The organism is Clostridium sp. UMB9555A (genome assembly GCF_030222355.1).
GTDB lineage: Bacteria > Bacillota > Clostridia > Clostridiales > Clostridiaceae > Sarcina > Sarcina perfringens.
This window is the reverse complement of sequence record NZ_JASORQ010000003.1, coordinates 188337-210386: the sequence shown is the minus strand read 5'-3', so window position 1 is coordinate 210386 and position 22050 is coordinate 188337. Positions and strand designations below refer to the sequence as shown.

Annotated in this window: 21 protein-coding genes; 19 read left to right on the top strand and 2 right to left on the bottom strand. The window is 25.6% G+C overall.

Going from position 1 to position 22050, the window contains the following annotated elements; translation table 11 throughout:
• The first annotated feature begins 1 nt into the window (after window position 1).
• From QP548_RS10985 to QP548_RS10950, 8 genes are all read left to right on the top strand, one after another.
• Window positions 2-682: an ABC transporter ATP-binding protein gene (locus tag QP548_RS10985; protein WP_003450225.1), complete on the top strand. Its 681-nt coding sequence runs from the start codon at window positions 2-4 to the stop codon at window positions 680-682.
• A 289-nt stretch (window positions 683-971) separates the two neighbouring features.
• Window positions 972-1661, top strand: coding sequence for a nitrite reductase (locus tag QP548_RS10980; RefSeq protein WP_061426360.1), 690 nt, complete (start codon window positions 972-974; stop codon window positions 1659-1661).
• Between the two features lie 189 nt (window positions 1662-1850).
• Entirely contained in the window at window positions 1851-2024 is a 174-nt protein-coding gene (locus tag QP548_RS10975) for a (2Fe-2S)-binding protein (RefSeq protein ID WP_003449944.1), read from the top strand.
• Between the two features lie 267 nt (window positions 2025-2291).
• Window positions 2292-2663 carry a GntR family transcriptional regulator gene (locus tag QP548_RS10970; RefSeq protein ID WP_003455483.1) on the top strand — a complete coding sequence of 124 codons (372 nt, stop codon included), beginning with the start codon at window positions 2292-2294 and terminating at the stop codon, window positions 2661-2663.
• Between the two features lie 33 nt (window positions 2664-2696).
• Window positions 2697-3560: an ABC transporter ATP-binding protein gene (locus tag QP548_RS10965; protein WP_003471481.1), complete on the top strand. Its 864-nt coding sequence runs from the start codon at window positions 2697-2699 to the stop codon at window positions 3558-3560.
• A gap of 1 nt (window position 3561) precedes the next feature.
• Window positions 3562-4188 carry an ABC-2 transporter permease gene (locus QP548_RS10960; RefSeq protein ID WP_061426361.1) on the top strand — a complete coding sequence of 209 codons (627 nt, stop codon included), beginning with the start codon at window positions 3562-3564 and terminating at the stop codon, window positions 4186-4188.
• A gap of 1 nt (window position 4189) precedes the next feature.
• Complete coding sequence (locus QP548_RS10955) at window positions 4190-4858, top strand: ABC-2 transporter permease (RefSeq protein WP_061426362.1); 669 nt, start codon at window positions 4190-4192, stop codon at window positions 4856-4858.
• A gap of 115 nt (window positions 4859-4973) precedes the next feature.
• Window positions 4974-5354, top strand: coding sequence for a VOC family protein (locus QP548_RS10950; RefSeq protein ID WP_003450196.1), 381 nt, complete (start codon window positions 4974-4976; stop codon window positions 5352-5354).
• A gap of 137 nt (window positions 5355-5491) precedes the next feature.
• Here the strand turns inward: QP548_RS10950 and QP548_RS10945 are convergent, their stop codons facing one another.
• Window positions 5492-6349, bottom strand: coding sequence for an AraC family transcriptional regulator (locus tag QP548_RS10945; RefSeq protein ID WP_061426363.1), 858 nt, complete (start codon window positions 6347-6349; stop codon window positions 5492-5494).
• A 187-nt stretch (window positions 6350-6536) separates the two neighbouring features.
• On the opposite strand from QP548_RS10945, the gene yiaY reads away from it, so the two are divergent.
• The 4 genes from yiaY (at window position 6537) to QP548_RS10925 (ending at window position 11020) form a co-directional block, all read left to right on the top strand.
• Window positions 6537-7685: an L-threonine dehydrogenase gene (gene yiaY / locus QP548_RS10940; protein ID WP_061426364.1), complete on the top strand. Its 1149-nt coding sequence runs from the start codon at window positions 6537-6539 to the stop codon at window positions 7683-7685.
• 190 nt (window positions 7686-7875) lie between these two features.
• Window positions 7876-8199: a CGGC domain-containing protein gene (locus tag QP548_RS10935; protein WP_061426365.1), complete on the top strand. Its 324-nt coding sequence runs from the start codon at window positions 7876-7878 to the stop codon at window positions 8197-8199.
• 110 nt (window positions 8200-8309) lie between these two features.
• A complete protein-coding gene (locus QP548_RS10930; RefSeq protein WP_061426366.1) occupies window positions 8310-8702 on the top strand; it encodes a VOC family protein in 393 nt (130 codons plus the stop codon).
• Window positions 8703-9016: 314 nt separating this feature from the next.
• Window positions 9017-11020 carry an SH3 domain-containing protein gene (locus QP548_RS10925; RefSeq protein WP_061426367.1) on the top strand — a complete coding sequence of 668 codons (2004 nt, stop codon included), beginning with the start codon at window positions 9017-9019 and terminating at the stop codon, window positions 11018-11020.
• Between the two features lie 318 nt (window positions 11021-11338).
• Here QP548_RS10925 and QP548_RS10920 read toward each other — a convergent pair whose 3' ends face one another.
• Window positions 11339-12124: a MerR family transcriptional regulator gene (locus QP548_RS10920; RefSeq protein WP_061426368.1), complete on the bottom strand. Its 786-nt coding sequence runs from the start codon at window positions 12122-12124 to the stop codon at window positions 11339-11341.
• 114 nt (window positions 12125-12238) lie between these two features.
• Between QP548_RS10920 and QP548_RS10915 the strand changes: the two genes are divergently transcribed.
• The 7 genes from QP548_RS10915 (at window position 12239) to QP548_RS10885 (ending at window position 21930) form a co-directional block, all read left to right on the top strand.
• On the top strand, window positions 12239-14059 hold the full coding sequence (locus tag QP548_RS10915; protein ID WP_061426369.1) for an FUSC family protein: 1821 nt from the start codon (window positions 12239-12241) through the stop codon (window positions 14057-14059).
• Between the two features lie 300 nt (window positions 14060-14359).
• Window positions 14360-14869 (top strand): DedA family protein, encoded by a 510-nt coding sequence (locus QP548_RS10910; RefSeq protein ID WP_061426370.1) that lies wholly within the window; start codon window positions 14360-14362, stop codon window positions 14867-14869.
• Between the two features lie 73 nt (window positions 14870-14942).
• Complete coding sequence (locus tag QP548_RS10905; RefSeq protein WP_061426371.1) at window positions 14943-15575, top strand: hypothetical protein; 633 nt, start codon at window positions 14943-14945, stop codon at window positions 15573-15575.
• A 229-nt stretch (window positions 15576-15804) separates the two neighbouring features.
• Entirely contained in the window at window positions 15805-16509 is a 705-nt protein-coding gene (locus tag QP548_RS10900) for a response regulator transcription factor (RefSeq protein ID WP_061426372.1), read from the top strand.
• The gene (locus QP548_RS10895; protein ID WP_061426373.1) at window positions 16484-18724 is read left to right on the top strand and encodes a sensor histidine kinase; all 2241 of its coding nucleotides are present in this window, start codon (window positions 16484-16486) and stop codon (window positions 18722-18724) included. Before QP548_RS10900 ends, QP548_RS10895 begins: the two co-directional genes overlap by 26 nt.
• Before the next feature lie 935 nt (window positions 18725-19659).
• Window positions 19660-20697 (top strand): FUSC family protein, encoded by a 1038-nt coding sequence (locus QP548_RS10890; protein ID WP_061426375.1) that lies wholly within the window; start codon window positions 19660-19662, stop codon window positions 20695-20697.
• A gap of 819 nt (window positions 20698-21516) precedes the next feature.
• Window positions 21517-21930 (top strand): hypothetical protein, encoded by a 414-nt coding sequence (locus tag QP548_RS10885; RefSeq protein ID WP_061426376.1) that lies wholly within the window; start codon window positions 21517-21519, stop codon window positions 21928-21930.
• The last annotated feature ends 120 nt before the right edge of the window (window positions 21931-22050 follow it).

Below are 22050 nucleotides of genomic sequence, written 5' to 3'. Positions count from 1 at the left end.
AATGTTTATTGAAATAAAAGAATTATATTTTAAATATCCTAAGTCTAAGAATGATATTATAGATAATTTTAATATGAGCTTAGAAAAGGGAGAGATATTATCTATTCTAGGTGAAAGTGGAAGCGGAAAAAGTACAATACTTAGAATAATTGCTGGTTTAGAAGAGTCATATAAAGGAGAAATTAAAATTGGTGGGAAAATAGTTTTTTCAGATAATAATTTTGTTGAGCCTGAAAAAAGAGGAGTTGGAATGGTCTTTCAAGACTATGCTTTATTTCCTCATATGACTGTGAAAAAAAACATTCAGTTTGGACTAAAAGGCAAAAATAAGGAAGAAAAAGAAAAAATAGCTATGGATATGCTTAAACTTGTTAATTTAGTGGAACATAAAGATAAATATCCTTATGAATTAAGTGGAGGACAGCAGCAAAGGGTAGCCATAGCGAGAGCTATAGCACCAAAGCCATCAGTACTTTTATTAGATGAACCTTTTTCAAACTTAGATGCAGATCTTCAAGAAAAAATAAGAGGGGAAATAAAAGAGATTCTTATAAAAGCTGGAATTACATCTATATTTGTAACTCATGATAGAAGTGATGCAAAGGCTTTAGCAAATAAATTTATAGAGTTAAAAGAAGGAAAAATAATAAAAGCAGCTCCCATTAATGAATTAAGGTGTTAGCTTTATAAATTAAAATAGTATATATGAAGAGATTGGTGAAAAATAAAAGGTGTGAATTAAAAATAAGTTTTATTAAAATTTATTTTCATTCATACCTTTTATTTTTAAATTAATATTAGGTTAGTAAGGGACTATCTAATATAGTTAAATATATTTTGGAAAACTTTAGTTTTTAATTGATATTATTTTAGTAACCTAAGTTACTTCTGAAAAATATTTTTTAGTGTATACTAAAATTAATTTATAAATTGAAATCTTTACATTTAATATATAGGAGGAATTTTTAAGGATGGATGGTATAGGAATTGGAATACCTAAAATGGTTAGCGGAACTCATTATGGAAACTTACAAAAGGTTAGAGGAGGAAAAAGAACTTTTGGAATAACTCCTCATATTCCAGGAGGATTTATTACTCCAGAGCAATTAGAAAAAATTGCAAAGGTAACTAAAAAGTATAATGGGGTAATTAAAATTACATCAGGTCAAAGGCTCTTAATAACAAATCTTAAGGGAGAAGATTTGCCTAAAATATGGGATGAACTAGGAATGGAGCCTGCTGTTAAAAAACAAAACTCAGTAAAAAATGTGGAAATGTGTCCAGCTGGTTTTTGTAAGAGATCAAAATTTAATACCATAGGCACAGGTATGAAATTATTAAATAAATATAAGCATATGGATATGCCATGTAGAACTAAAATCGGAGTAGCAGGCTGTAGAAATGCCTGTGGAAGTGTTTATTCAAAGGATGTTGGAGTTATAGCTGATAAAACAGGATTTTTAGTAACGGCAGGAGGGTCAGCAGGTCATAATCCAAGAATGGCAGACATACTTATAAAGGATGTAGATGAAAAGGAAGCTTTAAGAATAGTTGATAAAATCTTTGAGGTTTATAAAGGGGAAGCTGAGGCTGGAGAAAAATTAGGAGATTTTATTGATAGAATAGGAATTGAAGTGTTTAAAGAGAAAGCCTTAGTATAATAAAGAAATATAGATTTAATTTGATATAATAGCTTTTAAAGATGAAAAATAAAAGAATTTAGCATGTGCAAGAAGAGTTTTTATCTGTTATTATCTATTTAAACAATAAAGATTATTAATTAATAGTAATGATGAATTTAGAGATAAGTAATATATAATATTCAGGTAAAACGAGAGGAGAATTTTATTATGTCAAATGTTTGTTTATGTAAAGGTGTTTCAGAAGAAAAAATAGTTGAGGCAGTAAAGAACGGAGCTCTTTCTTTTGAAGAAGTAGGAGAAAAAACAGGAGCAGGAACTGGTGCTTGTTGTGGTGCTAGATGCAAATGTAAAATCGAAGAATTAATAGAAGAAAATAAATAATTATATAAACCTAAGAGGTGCACATTTATGTGCACCTCTTTTTTTGTCCCTTATTCTAATATCTTAATAGTAAAAACTTTAAATTAATTTTAGCTATGTATTAAAAAAGGATTTTTTATACGTAGCTTTTATTTTATAAGGTTTTAAGTAAAGATGATTTTAAAGATAAAAAATTAAATAATGAAAATATATTGACACTATATGAAAATGGTGTATATACTGTATATATAGAATATATACAGTATATACATAGAAAGAGGTGAGTTTTTGAATATAGTAGTTTCAAACACTTCAGGGGTACCCATATATGAACAAATAGCTAAAGCTATAAAAAATGAGATTTTATCTGGAGATTTAAAGGAAAATTCAGCATTGCCGTCAATAAGAAGCTTAGCTTCTGAGCTTAGAGTAAGTGTAATTACAACTAAGAGAGCTTATGAAGAACTTGAAAGAGATGGTTTTATATACACTTTACCTGGTAAGGGATCTTATGTGGCAGAGCAAAATAAAGAACTTTTAATGGAAGAAAAGCTTAGAGAAATAGAAGAAAAATTAGGAGAAGCAATTGATATTGCAAATAGCATAGGACTAAATTTTAATGATTTAGTTGGAATGCTTAAAACTTTAAAGGAATTATAAAGATAAGGGATAGGTTTAAGGAGGAAGGTTTATATGGAAAATGTACTTGAAATAAAAAATATAAGTAAAAATTATAAAGGATTTTCTTTGAAAGATGTAAGCTTTAATATTCCTAAAGGTTTTGTAATGGGATTAATAGGGCCAAATGGAGCAGGAAAGACTACAACAATAAAAGCCATAATGAATTTAATAAATTTAGATAGTGGAGAAATATATATTTTTGGTGAAGATATAAAGAAAAATGAAATATCAATAAAAGATAGAATTGGATTTGTTTATGATGATTGTTGTGCTTTTGAAGATTTTACAATAAAAGAAAATAAAAAAATAATATCTAAATTTTATTCAAAATGGGATGAAGAAAAATTTAAGTATTATCTTGAAAAATTTGAGTTAAATGAAAATAAAAAGCTAAAGCAATTATCAAAGGGACAAAAAATGAGATTTTCTTTAGCCTTAGCTTTATCTCATAAGGCAGAACTCTTAATATTAGATGAGCCAACATCAGGCTTAGATCCTGTTTTTAGAAGTGAACTTTTAGACATTTTATTTGAAATAATAGGTGAGGAAGAAGTATCAATACTTTATTCAACTCATATAACAACGGATCTTGAAAAATTAGCTGATTATATAACCTTTTTAAACAAAGGAAAAGTTGAATTTTCCTTAGAAAAAGACTTGTTATTAGAAGAATACTTTTTAGTTAAGGGACCTTTAGATATTTTAAATAAGGATTTAGAAAAAGAATTAATAGGATTAAGAAAAACAAGATATAACTTTGAAGGGCTAACTAACAATATGAGAAATTTAAAAGAACTTTTCGGTGAAAAAATTATTTTTGAAAAGGCTACTTTAGATGATATAGTTGTTTATTATTCTAAAAAGGATGTGAAGTAGTATGAAAGAATTACTTAAGTTAGATTTTTTTATACAAAAGAAATATATCAAGAGTTCAATTATTGTGTTTCTTTTTTTAGGCATTACTTTTGCGTTAACTCAAGGAATGAATTATTTATATACTATGGGAACTTTTATTGTATTTTATCTTACCATAATACCAATTGAAGTTGAAAGAAAAAGTAAATTTAATATTTACTTTAATTCTTTACCAACTAAAAAATCAAATTATATTTATAGTAAATATCTATCAACATTAATTTATATTATAGTAGTTAATTTATTTTTATATTTATTCTGTACTATTTTAGGAGTAATTTCAGGAAGTGATTTTACATTAACATTAAGAGCAATTCTTCCAAATATAATAGTTCAACTATTTTATGTATCACTGACTTTACCAGTATATATGATTATAAGTCATAAATTTTATAGAGTGGTTAATACAATATTTATTATTTTAATAATGATGATTAGTTCAATATTATTTAATTCTCTTGAAAATGAAAATTTACAAGTATTATTTAATATTACTAATGGAGTTTATGGTTTAGTATTTGGAATACTGGCTCTAATAATATCATTAATAGTGTCTCTAAATATTTATAAAAAAAGTGAGGTGAGTTAATATGAAAAATTTAATTATTAAAGACTTAAAAAATATAAGAGTAATATTTATATTTTATATCCTTACAATGACTTTTGGATATTCTCCTTTTTTTATAGACTTATCGAAAGATAGATATGATTTTTTAATAAATAGTGTTTTCATTTATTTTACCTTGTTAGCTTCAATGATTAGTGTTAATTTTATAATTGCAAAAAATACTAATAAAGGAGCAATGACAAATAAATTATTAAGATCACTGCCAATTGATGCAAGAAGTGTAGTACGCACATCTTTTATATTACCTATATTAATTTTTTTAATATTTTCTTTACCAAATATATTAGCAGGCATGGGTGTAAGTTTTATGTTAGGAGAAAAAATCATTGTAAATCCATTTAATTTACTTTTAACATTTATAATTTTCTATATATATGCATCAATAACATTTAGTATGGCAATTATATACCCAGAGAGCAGTGTAGTATCTTATTTAAGAAGCGTTCCATTATTTATATTAATAATCGGTCTTGCTTTAGTAGAAAAATTTATGAAAAATATAAATTATGATGTTTCAAATATTTTAAATTCATTACCTCTTGTGGTACTTATATTAGCAGTAATATCAATATTTATATTAATTGTTTTTTACAAGTTTTCCTTAAATAAATTTATAAGAAAAGAATTATAATACTTGTTTTATAAGAATATAGTGTTATTTGAAATTATATAGAGATATGTAAATATAAATATGATAACATATAATAAAAAACAAAAAGTATTATTTGAAATATGGAGGTTATGAAATGGCAAGCAAAATGTTACACACATGCATAAGGGTAAAAGATTTAGATAAATCTTTAAAGTTTTATAAGGAAGCTTTAGGACTTGTTGAAACAAGAAGAAGGGATTATCCAGAATATAAATTCTCTTTAGTTTATCTTTCAGATAAAGAAGATGGATATGAAGTAGAATTAACTTATAACTATGATCAAGAAAAGCCATATGATTTAGGAAATGGGTTTAGTCATATAGCTGTCGGGGTAGAAGATATAGAAGCTGAAAGAGAAAGACATATATCTTTAGGATATGAAGTTACACCTATGAAAGGTCTTTCAGATGGAGCTGCAACATATTATTTTGTAACAGATCCAGATGGATATAAAGTAGAGGTAATTAAACTTTAGTTATAATCCTATAAAAATAAGGGCGTATATAAAAATAATTTTGACAAAACTTACAAACAGTATCAAAAGAATATTTAGTAATTCTCAGAATAAGTTTGTGAGTTTTGTTTTTATATTTTTATACAGCCCTTTATTTTCTATTGAATTTGTATGACTTCTTCAGAATACTTTAAGGAATATTGTTTAGGTGTTAATCCAAACTTCTTTTTAAATAATTTTATAAAGTGAGAAATATTTTCATATCCTAAATCATAAGCAACCTCTGTAACTGATGAAAACTTAAGAAGTCTTGCAGCCTCATTAAGTTTTAAGTTTGTAAGATAATCATTAGGAGTCATTCCCATAACTTTTTTAAATTTAGAAGAAAAGCTTGGAAGAGACATGTTGAGGTCATATGCAATTTCTGAAACTGTTATATTATTTTTAAGATTCCCTTTCATTATCTGAATTGAACGATTTATTGGATTATTAAAATCACTAGCAAGAATATCTCTAGCCCCTTTAGTATTTAATAGGCTATAAGTTATTTCTTGTGCATATAAATCAAGTAAAAATTCTTTATTATTTGTATCTTTAGTAGCAGTCTCTACAATTCTTTTAGTTGTCAATTCTATTAATTCATTATTTTCATTAAAAAATGGTTTTTCTAATATAGATTTATTTAAATCTACATCTAATTCATAAGATAGTTTTTCTGAAACTGTATTTATTAAATCTTCATTTAATTCTAAAACTAGAGCTTTAGTAGGTTTTTCAATTTTCATTTCTACACTTGAGTTTGGTGGAAGAAGCATATATTTAGATGAATCATATATGATATTCTCACCGTTATTAATTCTTACATTTTTTTCTCCATCAACTATAGTGCATAGTCTTTTATATTCATAAGATTTGTATGTATCTATGTAATTTTTCTCAAAGGTGTAATATAGAATTCTTAAATATTCAGTTTCTATACCATCTGCCAATTCAAGTTGTCTATCAAATCTGTCCATAAAATTCTCACCTCATAATAAATAATATAAAAGCTTATTATAGTATTGTCAATTTCTGTCGATTTAAAAATGAGATATTTTTTAAAAAAATGGATTAGTTAAATTTTTAACGATAAATTAAAATTAAATTATAAAAGAAAGCAAATATTGAGAATATACTCAAGAGAAAGACTTGGAGGAGAAATATATGAGTTATAAATTTTTTATGCCAGCTATAAGTTTAATGGGAGCAGATTGCTTAAAAGACGCTGGAGAACAAGTTGCAGAATTAGGATTTAAAAAAGCTTTAATAGTAACAGATAAAGTTTTAGGACAAATAGGGATAGTTAAAAAAGTAACAGATGTTTTAGATAATAAAAGTATAGAATATGCAATATATGATGAAACTAAACCAAATCCAACAGTTAAAAATGTTAATGATGGTTTAGCATTATTAAAAGAAAAAGAATGTGATTTTGTTATTTCATTAGGTGGCGGCTCAGCTCATGACTGTGCTAAAGGAATAGCTTTATTAGCTACTAATGGTGGAGAAATAAAAGACTATGAGGGAGTAGATAAATCCAAAAAACCTCAATTACCAATGGTAGGTATAAATACAACTGCTGGTACTGGTAGTGAAATGACTTTATTCGCTATTATAACTGATGAAGAAAGACATATAAAAATGGCTTTAGTAGACAAGCATTTAACACCAATAATAGCAGTTAATGACCCTATGTTAATGCTTGCTATGCCAAAATCATTAACAGCGGCTACTGGTATGGATGCCTTAACACATGCTATAGAGGCTTATGTTTCAACTTCTGCTACACCAATAACAGATGCTTGTGCAGAGAAAGCTATAGAACTTATAAGTAATTATTTAGTGAATGCTGTTGAAAATGGAGAAGATGTGGAAGCCAGAGATATGATGGCTTATGCTGAATACTTAGCAGGAATGGCATTTAACAATGCTAGCTTAGGATATGTTCATGCTATGGCTCACCAATTAGGTGGATTCTATAACTTACCTCATGGAGTATGTAATGCAATATTATTACCTCATGTTCAAGAATATAACAAAGCTACAAGTGCTTCAAGATTAGCTAAAATTGCTAAAATAATGGGTGGAAACATAGAAGGATTAACTGATGAGCAAGGAGCAGACCTTTGCATAGATATGATAAAATCATTATCACAAACTGTAGGAATTCCAGAGGGACTTGGAGTATTAGGAGTAAAAGAAAGTGATTTTGAAACTTTAGCTACTAATGCTTTAAATGATGCTTGTTCATTAACAAATCCAAGAAAAGGAAACTTAGAAGAAGTAATAGCTATATTCAAAAAAGCAATGTAGTTACTAGATAATAAAAAAAGAGCTTCAAAAAACTGATATATTTAATTTAAAATAAATATAATTACATTGACCACTTTAAATTTCATAATATATGAGCAACAAGGCTTAGGCTTTGTTGCTTTTTTTAAGTCTTTGTTAAGAATTTATGATATAATTTTTTTTGTATAAATAGATGGAAGGAATGGTTTTAATGAGTATAGCAATAATGGCATGCAGAAAAGTAATAGGGAAATGTGCTGCATCAGGATGCTTTAAGGCATATAATAATTCAACAGCTGCTTTTAGTATTTATGGAGAAAATAAAGAAGATTTAGCTAGTTTCTTTTATTGCGCTGGTTGCAAGGATACCCTAGTTGAAGGAGAAAATTGGACACATAAAGTAAAGCAATTAAAAAAGAATGGCGTAGAAAAAATACATATATCTCACTGCGTAGAATCTAAATGTGATGACTTAAAAAAACATGAGAGAATTTTAGAAAAAGAGGGCTTTAAAATAGTTCACGGAACTCATTAATATTGATTCTAAGTTAAATTAGCCTTATTTTAAATTTTAGTTTGGAGAAGAATTTGTTAGGTTATTATGAAAAAATAGCTTAATTATTTATGGAATTTAGGGGGAAATAAATGAATTTAAAGAAGATACATCATGTGGCAATTATTGCTTCAGATTATAGAAAATCAAAAGATTTTTATGTAAACTTATTAGGTTTAAAAATTATAAGAGAAGTTTATAGAGAGGAAAGGGATTCCTATAAGCTTGATTTGGAAATAGGGGATTCACAAATAGAATTATTTTCATTTAAAAATCCGCCTAAAAGACCAAGCTATCCAGAGGCCTGTGGACTTAGACATCTTGCCTTTGAGGTTGAAAATATTGAGAAGCAGGTTAGAGAACTTAAGGAAAAAGGTATTGAAGTGGAAAAAATAAGAATAGATGAATTTACAGGACGTAAATTTACTTTCTTTAGTGATCCAGATGATTTACCTATTGAATTATATGAAATCACATGTAACTAAAATGGTTACATGTGATTTTTTTGTTAATTTTATTTAAAAAGTATGATTTCTATTAATAAATTCTTATTTTTTTATGAAAAAATGTTTGAAAATCATTTTCGATTATGAGATAATCTAATCTACCAGACTAATTCATTCATTTTAGACTTAAATTTTCTTCGCATTAAGGAAAGTTTAATAGTATAAGATTTATATAAAATCTATCAATAGAATGAATTTTATAACCTCTTTAAAGCGCAAAAATATAAATGAACTAATTATAAAAATATTTAATGAACTAATTATGAAAAATTTTTAAGGAGATAATATTAAAAATGAAGAGAAAAAAATTAAGTATTTTTATACTATCAGCAGCTATAGTAACAAGTTCAATATCATATGGGATATCAGCAAAAGCTGATGAGGTTAAGGAAGTTAAAGGGTATAATCAAAATATAAATGTATCAACTCAAAAAGGTGTAGCCAAAAATAAGGTTTCAGTAAAAAAAGTTGATGGAGAAATTTTAGGCTATGCTAATCCGTTTACTATGTTAGAAATACTAAATACCAATGAATCAACAGTAGAAGTAATTACTCAAAATGGATTAAGAGGATATGTAAATGCAGACGAATTTACTTTAGTAGAATCTGCAGTTAATGATAAACTAATTGAAAAAAATATGGAGGGACATGTTACTAATGTCTCAACAGTATTAAATTTAAGAAAAGAGCCTAGAATAGGTTCTGAAATAATAAATAGATTACTTAATAATACAAAAGTTAACATAATTGGAAAACAAGGTTCTTGGTATAAGATTGAATTGAACGGACAAAAAGGATATGTTTATGGTATGTTCTTAAATGAAGGAACTATAAAAAATAATAATTCAAATGTTGCATCAAATAAAAAATCAGAAGTTAAAGAAGATGATAAAAAGAGTACAAACTCTTCAGTTAAGTCAGAGGTTAAGAAAGAAATAAAAATTGAAGCTAAACAAGATACTATTTCAAGTGCCAAAACTAAAGTGACACAAAAATTAGGCCAAGAGGCTAAATCTCAAACAATTAAAAAAGTAAACCCAGAAATGAATAAAGAGAGAAATCTTAAGGGGAATACTGAAGTAAAGTCAGAGATGAAAAATGAAGTTAAACCTGAAATAAATTCAGAGGTTAATACTAAAGCAATAAAACAAGTAGATCAAGAAATAAGACAAGAAAATAAATCGGAAATTAATTTGCAGGTAAGACCAGAAATTAATACAGAATTAAAGTCTGAAGAAACAGAGATGGTATCTAAAGAAAACTTAGAGGTACTTCAAGAGGGGATCTCAGAAGAGAAATCTGAAACAAAGTCAGAAATGAAGCCAGAAGTTAATAATAAAGAAGTTTCAGAGATAATTGCAGAAACAAAACTAGAAGAAAAAACAGAATCTAAACCTGAGAAAGTTGAAGAAGTAAATACTGAAAAAGAACCAGAAATTAAACCAGAGGATAAAGTCGAAGAAAAAACAGAAACTAAGTCAGAGAGTAAAACAGAAACTAAGGCAGAAGATGTTTTACAAAGTGAAGAATATAGATATTTAAGAATGAGTATATCTTATGGTGAAAGATTAGTTGATAGAAAGGATAAATACACAAAAGAATCATTAAAAACTTTAAGAACTGAATTAGAAAAAGCGAAAAAGGTATTTAAAGATTCACAAAATTTAACTATGAAGTTAGTTGAAGATACAAGATATGATTTAGATAAAGCTATAGTGGATTTAGTTAAATTAAGTGATGTTAAGAAACCAGCTGAGTCAAAAACTAAGGTGGAAATAAAGAAAGATTCTAAGACAGAGAAAAATCAAGAAATTAAGGCTGAAGAAGTTAAAAATGAACCAAAAGCTAAAGTTGAAGAAAAACAAGAAGTTAAATCTGAGAAAGTTTCAGAAGAGAAAGTAGAGCCTAAAAAAGAAGCTAATACAGATAATGTGGAAGCAATAGTTACAGAGGCAAAAGAACAAGAAAATAAAGAGATTAAGGAAGATGAGCCAGTTAAATCTAAAGAAGAAGTCAAGTCAGAGGTAGCTCCAGAGAAGAAATCTAGAGAAGAAGAAATAGAAGAAATTTTAAAAAGTGAAGAATATAGATTTTTATTAAAAGATATAGCTTATGGAGAAAGATTAGCTGATAAATTTACTGTGTACACAAGAGATTCAATAAAAACATTAAATATTGCAATAGAAAAAGCTCACAGAGTAGTTAGCGAACCAGAAAAATTAACTAAGAAATTAGTTGAAGATACAAGAGATGATGTAGATAGAGCTATAGTAGATTTAGTTAAAAGAGATAATTAAAGAATTTAGTTAATCTATTTAAAAACTTTTTCTAAAATATTAGTAAGATTTAATGTAGTAGTATGTAAATTACATATTAATTTAGCAAGTGTTTATATAATTTAAAAGTTTAATCAAGGGAGTTTTGTGTAAAGGCAAAACTCCCTATTTTTTTAGTTATTAAATTTTAGAGAAATTTATAAAGCCTTATATAAGTTTTTAAATAATGTAGATAAGTTTTCAAATTTCGTAGCAAAGTTTGTAACTCTTATATAAAAGTTTTTATGAAAAGAAAGTATTTTAAGAGCTTATTATATCTTCTACATCTTAAATTCTATTTTAAATTAAAATTTGAAATTGAAATTCTTCTTTTGGAAGTGTTGTTAGGACTAAATTTAAAATTGGTCCTTTAACTTCAATATTATTTTCTTCAATATAGGATTTTAATTTAAAAATAGCTTTATCACGTTCATTTTCTTTATATGAAAGACATAAATAGTTACCACTAGGTATAATAAAATTATGAATGTTTTCATAATCTTTTAGAAGCATATAAACCTCTGTATTATTATTTTCTAGGTCTTCTAAGGTATGTAAATAGAGTCCTTTTTCTAGAGAACGAGGAGGTTCTAAATTATTTATTTCTGATTTAAACTTTGAAAATACTTGTTCTCTATGGGAAACAACAAAATTTATATTTTTATTTAGGCTTTTCTTTACTACATATCTTTCATCAATATACTTTTTATGAATATAATTTATATTGCTTAATTTAAAGTTACATTCAAAGGTATGCTTAATTTCACTTATATCTTCTTTTATCATATTTAAACTTTCAATTTCTTTTTCAATATCCCTTATTTTGAGTTCAAGAAACTTCGCAAATTCCTGAGAGTCTATATTTTTATTTAGTATTAAATCAATTTCTTTTAAGGGAGTACCAATTTTTCTAAGATATTTTATGATTCTTAATTTTCTAAATTTATTTTCTGAATAATATCTATATCCACTTTTAGGATCAATATAAGAAGGTTTTAATAATCCTATTTTGTCATAGTTTCTTAGTCTATCTATGGATAAACCAGTAATTTTTGAAACTTCACCAATTGAAAAATATTTATCCATTAAAATAATCGCTCACTTTCTAAAAAAGTCTTTACTCTAGTATTATACTAGAATTTATAATACTTATTATTATAAATTTTATTAATTATAAAGATAAGAAGAGTGAAAATTACAATGACAATTAAACAAATTAATATAAAAAGATTTAAATTACCTTTAATATTTGCAGTTTTATCTGTGGTATTAATGGGATTATACAAAACAATATTTGGAGTGGAAAACACTGTTATAGGATTAATAATAGCAATGGCGTCATATGCTTTTCTAAGATTAGATTTAACTTCATATCCAATCTATAAGTCTATGATATTTCTCATATTAAATTTATTTTTAGCCATAAGTGCTTATATATCTGCCATAAATCCATTTGTGGGATTAATAATAAACTTTTTAATACTTTTTACAGTATCATTTATATATACAACAGAATTTAAAAATGTTATTTCCTATATCTTTCTATTATTATATGTGTATATGTGGGAATATCCTATTAGTTTAGATGAGTTGCCAAGAAGGTTAGTAGCTATGGGGGTAGGGGTTTTCATTATTATTGGAATTCACATATTATTTAATAGAAGAAATTTCAGAAGGAATTCAAATAATATAATCATAAAATCTATAAGAAATATTCAAAAGGAAATCTATCATATAATAAATGAAAGTTATGAGGAAAAAGAAAATATCTATATAGATAGTGAATTAAGAAAACTATTAGTTTTGATTAAGGGTAGAAATAACAATAAATTTATAGGAAATAATAAAGATGATATTTATTTTAATATTGTACTTATATTAGAAAGAATAAATTCAATAATCAATAAAGTTGGTAAAGTTAATAATAAATCTAAAGACATAATAGATTATTTAAATAGCTTAAATCATGATTTAGAAAACATAACTTTATTTTTAGAAAGAAAAGTAGAATTCATTAATGAGGAAAAGGATGATTTAAATAAGTCTTCTATGATAAATAATTGGACTGAGAAAGAATATGCCTTTTTAGGGGAATGCACTGAGCTTATAAGACTTTTAGAGAAAAATATAAATAATTTATATGAGTACAGTAGGAAGAAACCAAGGAAAAGAATTAAAGTGAAATTTAATCTTAAGGAACTACTAATAGGAAATAGCTCTTTAAAAATGAAACATTTAAGAGTAGCATATTCTTTAAAACTAGCTATAGCAGTCTCCTTAATAATGTTTATAGTAGATTTATTTAAAATACCTCAGGGAAGATGGATTGTTACCAGTGTTTATGTTGTTATACAGCCCTATGAAGAAGAAACCTTAACAAAAGCAATAAAAAGATTCAAAGGGACAATAATAGGAGTGATACTTTATATCTCTATATTTACATTTTTCCCACATATTATTCCTTTAGAATTACTTCTATTAATATTAATGTTCTTTTACTTTGTTCAAAAGGATTATGATAAAAAGGTTGTATGCACAGCACTTATGACCTTAAGTTTTGGATTATCTAGAAGTACAGTCGGATCTTTAGCTTTTTATAGATTTTTATTTGTAATAATAGGAATAGCAATAGCTTTAGGAGTTAATAAAATTATTTTCCCACAGAGTGTAAAAAATTCTATATATGATTTAAAGGAAAGGTATTTAGAATTAACAAATAAACTTCTTTATGAGTTAAAGAGCATATTATATGAAGATAAATATAATGAAAATACAATTAAACTTCTATTAGATTGTAACCTTATTGAATCTAAGTTAATGGAAAATAAATTAATCGCTGAAAATTTAGAGCTTAAAGATTTAGTATATAAGCAGAGCGTAATTTTAAGCAAGATAAGGTGTCTTATATTATTTATAAATTACTCAAATTGGGGAATTACATCAAAACATATTAATGTAGATAAAAATTTACTAAATGTAATTTTTAATAAAATAGAGGAAGAACTAAGGGAAATTTATTAAGAAAAAAGGTATATAAAAATTAGGTTACTTGAATTTTTAGAAGTTAAAAATTAAGTGCCATTAAGATTACTAACTAAAATCAAAAAAATATTAAGAAACTCTTTAGAAAATCTTTAGATTTATCTGAGGAGTTTCTTTATTTTTAAAGTTTATTATAAGAGTGTAGCAAATGAGAAGAAAGCAATTAACAATTTAGATAATAGAAATTCCCTTTGAAATTAGGTTGGGTTAAAGGGAAGCTAAAATCAAAATTAATAAAAATATAGATTAAATAAAATTTTAAAATTGGAAGGTAAGGGTATGGATTTTGGAACTATAACAAACTATTTTGCAGAGTACGGGCTTTTATTTTTATTTGTGATTATTCTTTTGGAATATATGAATTTACCAGGGCTTCCTGCAGGGATAATAATGCCTGCAGTGGGAGTGTTAATTTCTAAAAGTGAAATGAGTCTTATAACAGCACTTTTAGTGTCTGTAATAGCAGGACTAATGGGAAGTTGGATACTTTATTGTATAGGAAGATTTGGAGGAGAGGTAATTCTTAAAAAATATCTAGATAAATTTCCAAGTCATGAAAGCTTTATCAATAGTAAAATTGATTATTTAAGAGAAAAGGGTTATACAGGAATTTTAATAAGCAAACTAATTCCAATGGCTAGGACAGTAATATCAATACCAGCAGGAGTCTTAAAATTAAATTTTTTTAAGTATAGTGCTTATGCAACTTTGGGAATTTTTATATGGAATACAGTTTTAATATCATCAGGGTATTTCTTAGGAGAGGAATTATTAAAATTTTTAGGATAGAAATATGGAGGTGTTTTTTTGAAAAATAAATTTGAAAATATATAAAAATAAAGGTTAGGGGGGGAGTAATAAATTGAAGGCGGTAGTTAAGCGAGTTTACAATGGATATTTAAACTTTGTCCTAAAGACAAGTACAGTAAGTTTTGAAAACTTTTATGAGATAGATGATGAGATTATGGATAATTGTATTTTAGGCTTTTGGCAGGAAAATAGTTATTCTATGAATCTTCTACTAAAAAAATTAAATAGATATTATAAAGTTAAAAAAAATCAAGAGTTAGATGTAAATGTAGTGGTTACAGATGATTCTAGAGGTGAGTATATAGAATATATTCTTAATTCTTATGGAGCTAATGCTCTTAAAATGCCAGATGCTATTGAGAAGAAAGAGTTTCTTAAGAAATTAAGGGAAAAAAGCAAGGAGGATTCCTTAGTTGTTTTAGCTTTAGATGGCCCCATAGGCCCATTACATGAGCCAAAGGAAATAGCTTTTTCCTTAGCAAAAGATTCAAATAAACCTTTTGTTGGAATAAAGGTTGAACATTCAAAGAAGTTAAATTTAAAAAAGAGAGGAGATAACTATGGCATACCCCTTCCTTTTACAAAAATACAGTTTTCAGCAGATGTTTTTGGAAATATAGATAATGATGTATTAACAAACTTTAAAGAATATAAGGAAATAGTTAAGGAAAGGCTATGTTTCTAACAGTGAAAAAGCTTTCTATGATATTATTATATTGAAATTATTGGATAAATTAAAATATTAAAGAAAATTTCTAGTTTAAATTTATGAAATTATGTGATGCTAAAGAAAGTGTTAAAATCAATACTAATTAAATTAAGAGTAAAATTCAAAAATCATAGAGGTAAAGTTAAGCTAGATCTTTATATGAATCTAATAAAAATATAGTAATAAAAAAGGGAGTAATAAAGAGATGGAAAAGTATAATGTTTTAGTTGTTGAAGACGAAAAGGAAATAGCAGAGGCTATTGAAATATATCTAAAAAATCAAGGGTACAATGTATTTAAAGGAAGTAATGGTTTAGAAGGATTAGAAATAGTTGAAAAAGAAGAGATTCATCTAGCTGTTGTTGACATAATGATGCCTAAAATGGATGGGGCGACAATGGTAATGAAAATTAGAGAAAGTTATGACTTTCCTATAATAATGTTATCAGCAAAATCAGAGGATATGGATAAAATTTTAGGACTAAATATTGGAGCTGATGATTATGTAACAAAACCATTTAATCCATTAGAACTTCTTGCAAGAGTTAATTCTCAACTAAGAAGATATTCTAAATATTTAAATATGGTAAAAAAGGATGAGAAGAAAACAAATTCTTATGCCATAGGTGGATTAGAAGTTAATATTGATAGAAAAGAAGTAATGTTAGATGGAGATGTAGTAAAAGTAACTCCTATAGAATTTAAAATACTTCAATTACTTATTAAAAGTCTAGGAAGAGTTTTTTCAGCAGAGGAAATATATGAAAGAGTATGGAATGAAAATGCAGTAAACACAGACACTGTAATGGTCCATGTAAGAAATATAAGAGAAAAAATAGAGATAGATCCAAAAAATCCAAAATATTTAAAGGTGGTGTGGGGAGTTGGCTATAAAATCGAAAAGCAATAAGGAAAATTTACAACCTAACAAAGAAAATAGAACTAATAAAACAAATTGGATTCTTACAATAATAACCTTAACGTTAATAGGAATTATATCTGTATGTTTATTATTATCATATCCAATAATGAAGAAAAATGTTCCAAACTATATTACCAATTATAGTGTATTTGGTAATTATGATTTTAAGGAAAAAATAATAGATGTAAGTTATGGAATTTACTATGATTATTTAGAAAAAAAGGCTGAGGAAAATGAAAAAGCAATAAATCCAATGGAAGATTTCTTTAATTTGAAAAAAGAAAATAGATATGAGTATGGACAAGATTATGAGTATAAATTAAATGAGGATAAGGCATCTCTAAATGAATATGTTAACTATCTTATTAATGAATTGCACGACCTAGGAAATTTAAGAGTATATGCTATGGATGAAAATGGAAATACAGTGTATGAAACTAAAGAAGATCAATCATGGCTACTTGAAGCACTAGCAAAGAATTCATATATGGAAAAAGATGATTTAAAAAATTATTATAGATTTTATGTGGTACTTAAGTATGATGATAGAGGAAAACTTTCTATTGAAGGTTGGTATGGTGAGAATGAATATAAAGCAAGACAATTATTAAACAGTAGTAGGTTAACTTCTTTAAACAATTATAGTTTTTATAATGAATATGAAGCAAAACCTATAGAAAATATGACTTATGTTTATGCAATACCAAAAACTTTAGAATATCATGATAGTTTATATTACAATGAAATATATAATAAAACTATGGCACTTAGCGATTCAAGTATGGTATTTATAATGATTGGAATGGCATTTGCTTTTTTACTTGCATTAGTTATTCCATTTAAATATACGAGAAATATTTTATGTTTTAATAAGTTTTCAAAAATTCCTTTAGAGATCAATTTTATAATAGCTGCAATTATAATGGCATTAACATTTGAAAGTGCAAGTCTTATAATAAGTCCAACACTTCAAGGAGGATTAAGCGAAGCACTTAAAATGACCAGCTTACCTCATTTAGATATAGTTACTTATATAATTAATGTACTTTATTGGATGGTCATATATGGATTTGTATTTTATGAAGTAATCAATATTAAATATATATTTAATATTGGATTTAAAAATTATATAAGGAAGAATGTTTTAGTTTACAAATTTAAAGAGGTTATATTTGCTATATTAAGAAAGTTAGTAAACTATATTAAAGGAGTAGATTTAAATAAGAAGAGTGATAAAGTTCTTTTAATAATTTTAGTAATAAACTTTTTCATTGTATCAGTCCTTTGTTCAGTGTGGTTTTTTGGAATACTTGGATTGATTATATATTCAGTACTTTTATTCCACTTTAGCAGAAAATATATAAACAAGTGGAAAAAGGACTATAACAAAATTTTAGAAAAGACCAAGGAAATATCAAATGGAAACTTAGATTCTAAGGATGATGAGGATTGTGGATTCTTCAATCCAATGAGAGATGAATTAAATAATATCCAAAAGGGATTCAAGGCAGCCGTTGAAGAAGAAGTTAAGAGTCAGAGAATGAAAACAGAGCTTATATCAAATGTTTCTCATGATTTAAAAACTCCACTAACATCAATAATTGCTTATGTTGATTTATTAAAAGGAGAAGAAGATGAGGAAAAAAGGAAAGCTTACTTAGAAACTTTAGAGAGAAAATCACAAAGATTAAAACACTTAATAGAAGATTTATTTGAAGTAAGTAAAGCTACTACTGGAAATATAAATTTAAATATAATGGATGTGGACATTTCATATCTTATGAAACAAGTAGTTTTAGAATTAGATGATAAAATAAATGAAGCTGGTTTAGATATGAGACTTTCATTGCCAGAGGAAAAAGTAATCTTGCCACTAGATGGACAAAGAACTTACAGAGTATTTGAAAATTTAATAATTAATGTAGTTAAATATGCGCTTCCTAATTCAAGAGTATATATAGACATTAAGAATGGAATAGAAAATGTTGATGTCATCATAAAAAACATTTCAGCAGATGAAATAACCTTTAATATTAACGAAATTTCAGATAGATTTGTAAGGGGAGACAAATCTCGTAACACAGAGGGTTCAGGATTAGGGCTTGCAATAGTTAAGAGCTTTGTCGAACTTCAAGGTGGAAAATTTAATATAGAAGTAGATGGTGATTTATTCAAAGCAATAATAAGCTTTAAGAAAAAGTAATTTAAAGAGTTACACATATTTACTTAATTTCATAGGGGATTTTTAAAGGGGACTTTGATTAATTTTAAATTTTCATTGTCTCCAGTTTTCTTTACTCCAAAGCCTCATGTAAAGTTCCTTGTAAAATATAAAATTTTAGGGGTAACAAAATGACTTTTTAATTTCATTTTGTTACCTCTTTTGTTATACTTCAAATTGATTCTATTTGAAATCTTTTTTATCAAAATAATTCAAAAATTTTATAAAATCTATAATTTTATAAATAACTGAAAATAATAAGTAAATTAATCCAATAAGTTTAAATTCATCACTTCTAATAATAAATATAGAAATTAAAAAAGCAGGAATAATCTTTGATAAAAAATAAAAGTAAAAATTATATTTTTTATAATCTTGATTGAATTTAATACTATTGATCTTGAAAAATATAAAGTTTAAAGATATAAGTAATCCAATAGAAAGAAAATAATCTATTGCTATAAATAAAATAAATATAAATATGTTTTTCATAGTTTTTCTTTTATTCCCTCCAAAATTCCATTATATATACAAGTAAATTATAAAAATTAAATAAAAAAAGTTAAATATTAGATACAAAACTGGTCAAATTTTAAACATAAATGGGCGAAAAAATAGGACTAAAAATATTTTTGGTCTTATTTTTATTAATTAAAATTTGAATTTTTATCTAAATTATGAGTTGCTTCTAACCCTCTAAAGTAATCTATTTTTATATAATAGTTTGGTGTAAGTTGTAAAAAAAGTTTTTTAAAGACACTAGAGATATTAATAAAGTAATGAATAAGGGTTCAAAGTAATAAAAAAATGCTTTGAACTATAATTTTTTACCTAAAAAACTTATTTCACTAAAATTTATAAATGTGGTATAATGCTCGACAGAAGAAATGACTAGATGGAAAAGAGGAAGAAAGAGAATGATAGAAAGTATAAAAAAGAATTTAAAACCTAAGATTCTTATAAGTAATTTAATTTTGATAATTGGAATAGTTTTATTTGTTACTTTATATGGATCTGTCTTTGGAAGTTCTAATAGTCTTATAGGGGTATGCGCCATAACTGCAATGCTTATGTTTGTAGATGTTCATTTAAGTTTAAAGTTAAATGAAGCTATTATAACTACAGTGTTATCCTTTGTTCTTATGGGAGTTTCAAGTCAAATAGCTTCAATAAATCCATTTTTAGGATTTATAATAAACTTTATAAGTATATTTGTAGTTTCATATTTAGTTACTAATACTATGGAAACAAAGGCATATTTACCTTTTATACTTTGTTATGTATTTATAGAGGGAACTCCTATTACATGGAGTGAATTGCCAAGAAGGCTTATAGCTTTATTTGTTGGAGGAGGATTAATAGCTTTAGTTTATTATTTCAGTCATAGAAAAAAAGATGACTCTGATCATATGAATATAAGTGAAATGATAAAAACCATTAATAAAGACACCCTTCAATTTAACTTTTCACTAAGAATGGCACTTGCTGTATCCATAGCTATGTTACTTGGAAGCATACTTGGTTTTCAAAAATCAATGTGGATAAGCATTACTGCAATGTCAATAACTCAACCACATTTTGATGATACTAAGACTAGGGTTAAGGAAAGATTTTTTGGTACTTTAATAGGATCAGCAATATTTGTATTAATATTTGTTTATCTTGTACCACAACAGTTTAGCAGTATAGTTTTACTTATCCTAAGTTATATTTACACATTCATCAAGGAATATAAAATAAAGATGATATTTATAACCATGAGTTCTTTAGGAGCTGCAATGATTTTATTCCAACCAGGAGTTTCAGTACCTATGAGAATAGCTTTTATAATAATGGGAATAGGTATAGCTTTAGTAGTAAATAAAGTTATATATGGAAGATTAAAATTAGATGAAAGCAATGAAGAATTAGAAGATACCGTAAAAAGTATAGATAAAGTAAATGATGGATTTTAGAGTAAATATACTATGTTATAATTAGAGCTTTATAGAATCAATTAAAGAGTATAAAGCTTAATTTTAGAAGAAGTATATTGTATTGATTAAAGTATATAAAATTAGCTTTTAAGAAAAGTATATTAAATATGATTAAGCTAAATATCCATAATAATTAAAAATATATATTAAATTATTAAGAGGCTTGTACCAAAGTTACTCCTTAATAAAATTTATAGATTCCTAAAGAGAGATAATATATTACTTTTTATATTTCAAAATAATATAGAAGGTTTTATATTAATTGATTTAAGGAATAGGTTTATAAGTTTTATAGTGAGTTTAGGTACAAGCCTTTTTTATTAGATTTTTTTATAATAAATATAAGAATGAACTAAAGATTTAAATAGTGACAATAGGGAGGTGAAAAAGTTCTAGGGATATTTTAAAAGAAGTAATAATATTTTTTATATAATTTATAAATAAAATTTTTCTATAGAATTAAAGGTGTAACCACAATATAAACTTTCTTTAAAAAGTCTAGTATGATTTAAAAAATAAAATGAAAAAATTAAATTTAACAATGAACATGTTGTAAATTGTAAAACGAATTAAATTTACCTAAATATTATGATTTGATAATATGAAACTGTATTAGAATAGGGAGTATAAACATAGGAAGTAAAAGGCCATTTAAGGAGGAATTTAAAAGAAAATAATAAATTTATATTTATCAAAGTTTATTAAAAAATCATTTGTCTAGGGATTCTTATTGAAGTGAAAATATTTTTAGATGCTTAGATGGTTTTCATAAAAATAATATTGATAGTAGGTGGAATTATGAGTTTATGTAAGGGAAAAGTTAAAATTGGGAAAAAAAATCTTAAAAGAAGAACTAATAAGTATTTTTTCAAGAGATACTTAAAAAAGAATTATGAGTTTACACTCTCAGAATTTAAGGATAGAAATAAATTCGAACTTTTAGAACCTGTTAAAGTGGAAGGATTAGATTTTTTTATTGATGTGGAATTTAAAGGAATTAGACCAAAGGAAATAGATCTTAGAAGCATTGATAATTTAGAAAAATATCAATTTGAGCGATATGAACAGTGGATTTCTAATGATTTAGGAATTACTTTAGAAAATAGCAAGTGGAAAAAAAGAAAGTTTAATTGGGGAAATTTAAGCGTGAAGCTTTCAAAGACATTAAAAGATGATTTAGGATGTATAACAATAAAAGTTGTATACAAGTAATAGTTTCAGTTCAATGACCTAAATTAATAATACTTCTTTTTTATAAATAAATGTATACAATAAAATGCTTTAAAAGTTATAAGAAAAGTTAAGTTAACAAAAAGTTCACAAATGTGAGTA

Bases quoted from the DNA above. Each gene is read 5' to 3' on its own strand.
- QP548_RS10985 (WP_003450225.1), top strand. From the start codon at position 2: ATGTTTATTGAAATAAAAGAATTATATTTTAAATATCCTAAGTCTAAG.
- QP548_RS10980 (WP_061426360.1), top strand. From the start codon at position 972: ATGGATGGTATAGGAATTGGAATACCTAAAATGGTTAGCGGAACTCAT.
- QP548_RS10975 (WP_003449944.1), top strand. From the start codon at position 1,851: ATGTCAAATGTTTGTTTATGTAAAGGTGTTTCAGAAGAAAAAATAGTT.
- QP548_RS10965 (WP_003471481.1), top strand. From the start codon at position 2,697: ATGGAAAATGTACTTGAAATAAAAAATATAAGTAAAAATTATAAAGGA.
- QP548_RS10960 (WP_061426361.1), top strand. From the start codon at position 3,562: ATGAAAGAATTACTTAAGTTAGATTTTTTTATACAAAAGAAATATATC.
- QP548_RS10955 (WP_061426362.1), top strand. From the start codon at position 4,190: ATGAAAAATTTAATTATTAAAGACTTAAAAAATATAAGAGTAATATTT.
- QP548_RS10950 (WP_003450196.1), top strand. From the start codon at position 4,974: ATGGCAAGCAAAATGTTACACACATGCATAAGGGTAAAAGATTTAGAT.
- QP548_RS10945 (WP_061426363.1), bottom strand. From the start codon at position 6,349: ATGGACAGATTTGATAGACAACTTGAATTGGCAGATGGTATAGAAACT.
- yiaY (WP_061426364.1), top strand. From the start codon at position 6,537: ATGAGTTATAAATTTTTTATGCCAGCTATAAGTTTAATGGGAGCAGAT.
- QP548_RS10935 (WP_061426365.1), top strand. From the start codon at position 7,876: ATGAGTATAGCAATAATGGCATGCAGAAAAGTAATAGGGAAATGTGCT.
- QP548_RS10930 (WP_061426366.1), top strand. From the start codon at position 8,310: ATGAATTTAAAGAAGATACATCATGTGGCAATTATTGCTTCAGATTAT.
- QP548_RS10925 (WP_061426367.1), top strand. From the start codon at position 9,017: ATGAAGAGAAAAAAATTAAGTATTTTTATACTATCAGCAGCTATAGTA.
- QP548_RS10920 (WP_061426368.1), bottom strand. From the start codon at position 12,124: ATGGATAAATATTTTTCAATTGGTGAAGTTTCAAAAATTACTGGTTTA.
- QP548_RS10915 (WP_061426369.1), top strand. From the start codon at position 12,239: ATGACAATTAAACAAATTAATATAAAAAGATTTAAATTACCTTTAATA.
- QP548_RS10910 (WP_061426370.1), top strand. From the start codon at position 14,360: ATGGATTTTGGAACTATAACAAACTATTTTGCAGAGTACGGGCTTTTA.
- QP548_RS10900 (WP_061426372.1), top strand. From the start codon at position 15,805: ATGGAAAAGTATAATGTTTTAGTTGTTGAAGACGAAAAGGAAATAGCA.
- QP548_RS10890 (WP_061426375.1), top strand. From the start codon at position 19,660: ATGATAGAAAGTATAAAAAAGAATTTAAAACCTAAGATTCTTATAAGT.
- QP548_RS10885 (WP_061426376.1), top strand. From the start codon at position 21,517: ATGAGTTTATGTAAGGGAAAAGTTAAAATTGGGAAAAAAAATCTTAAA.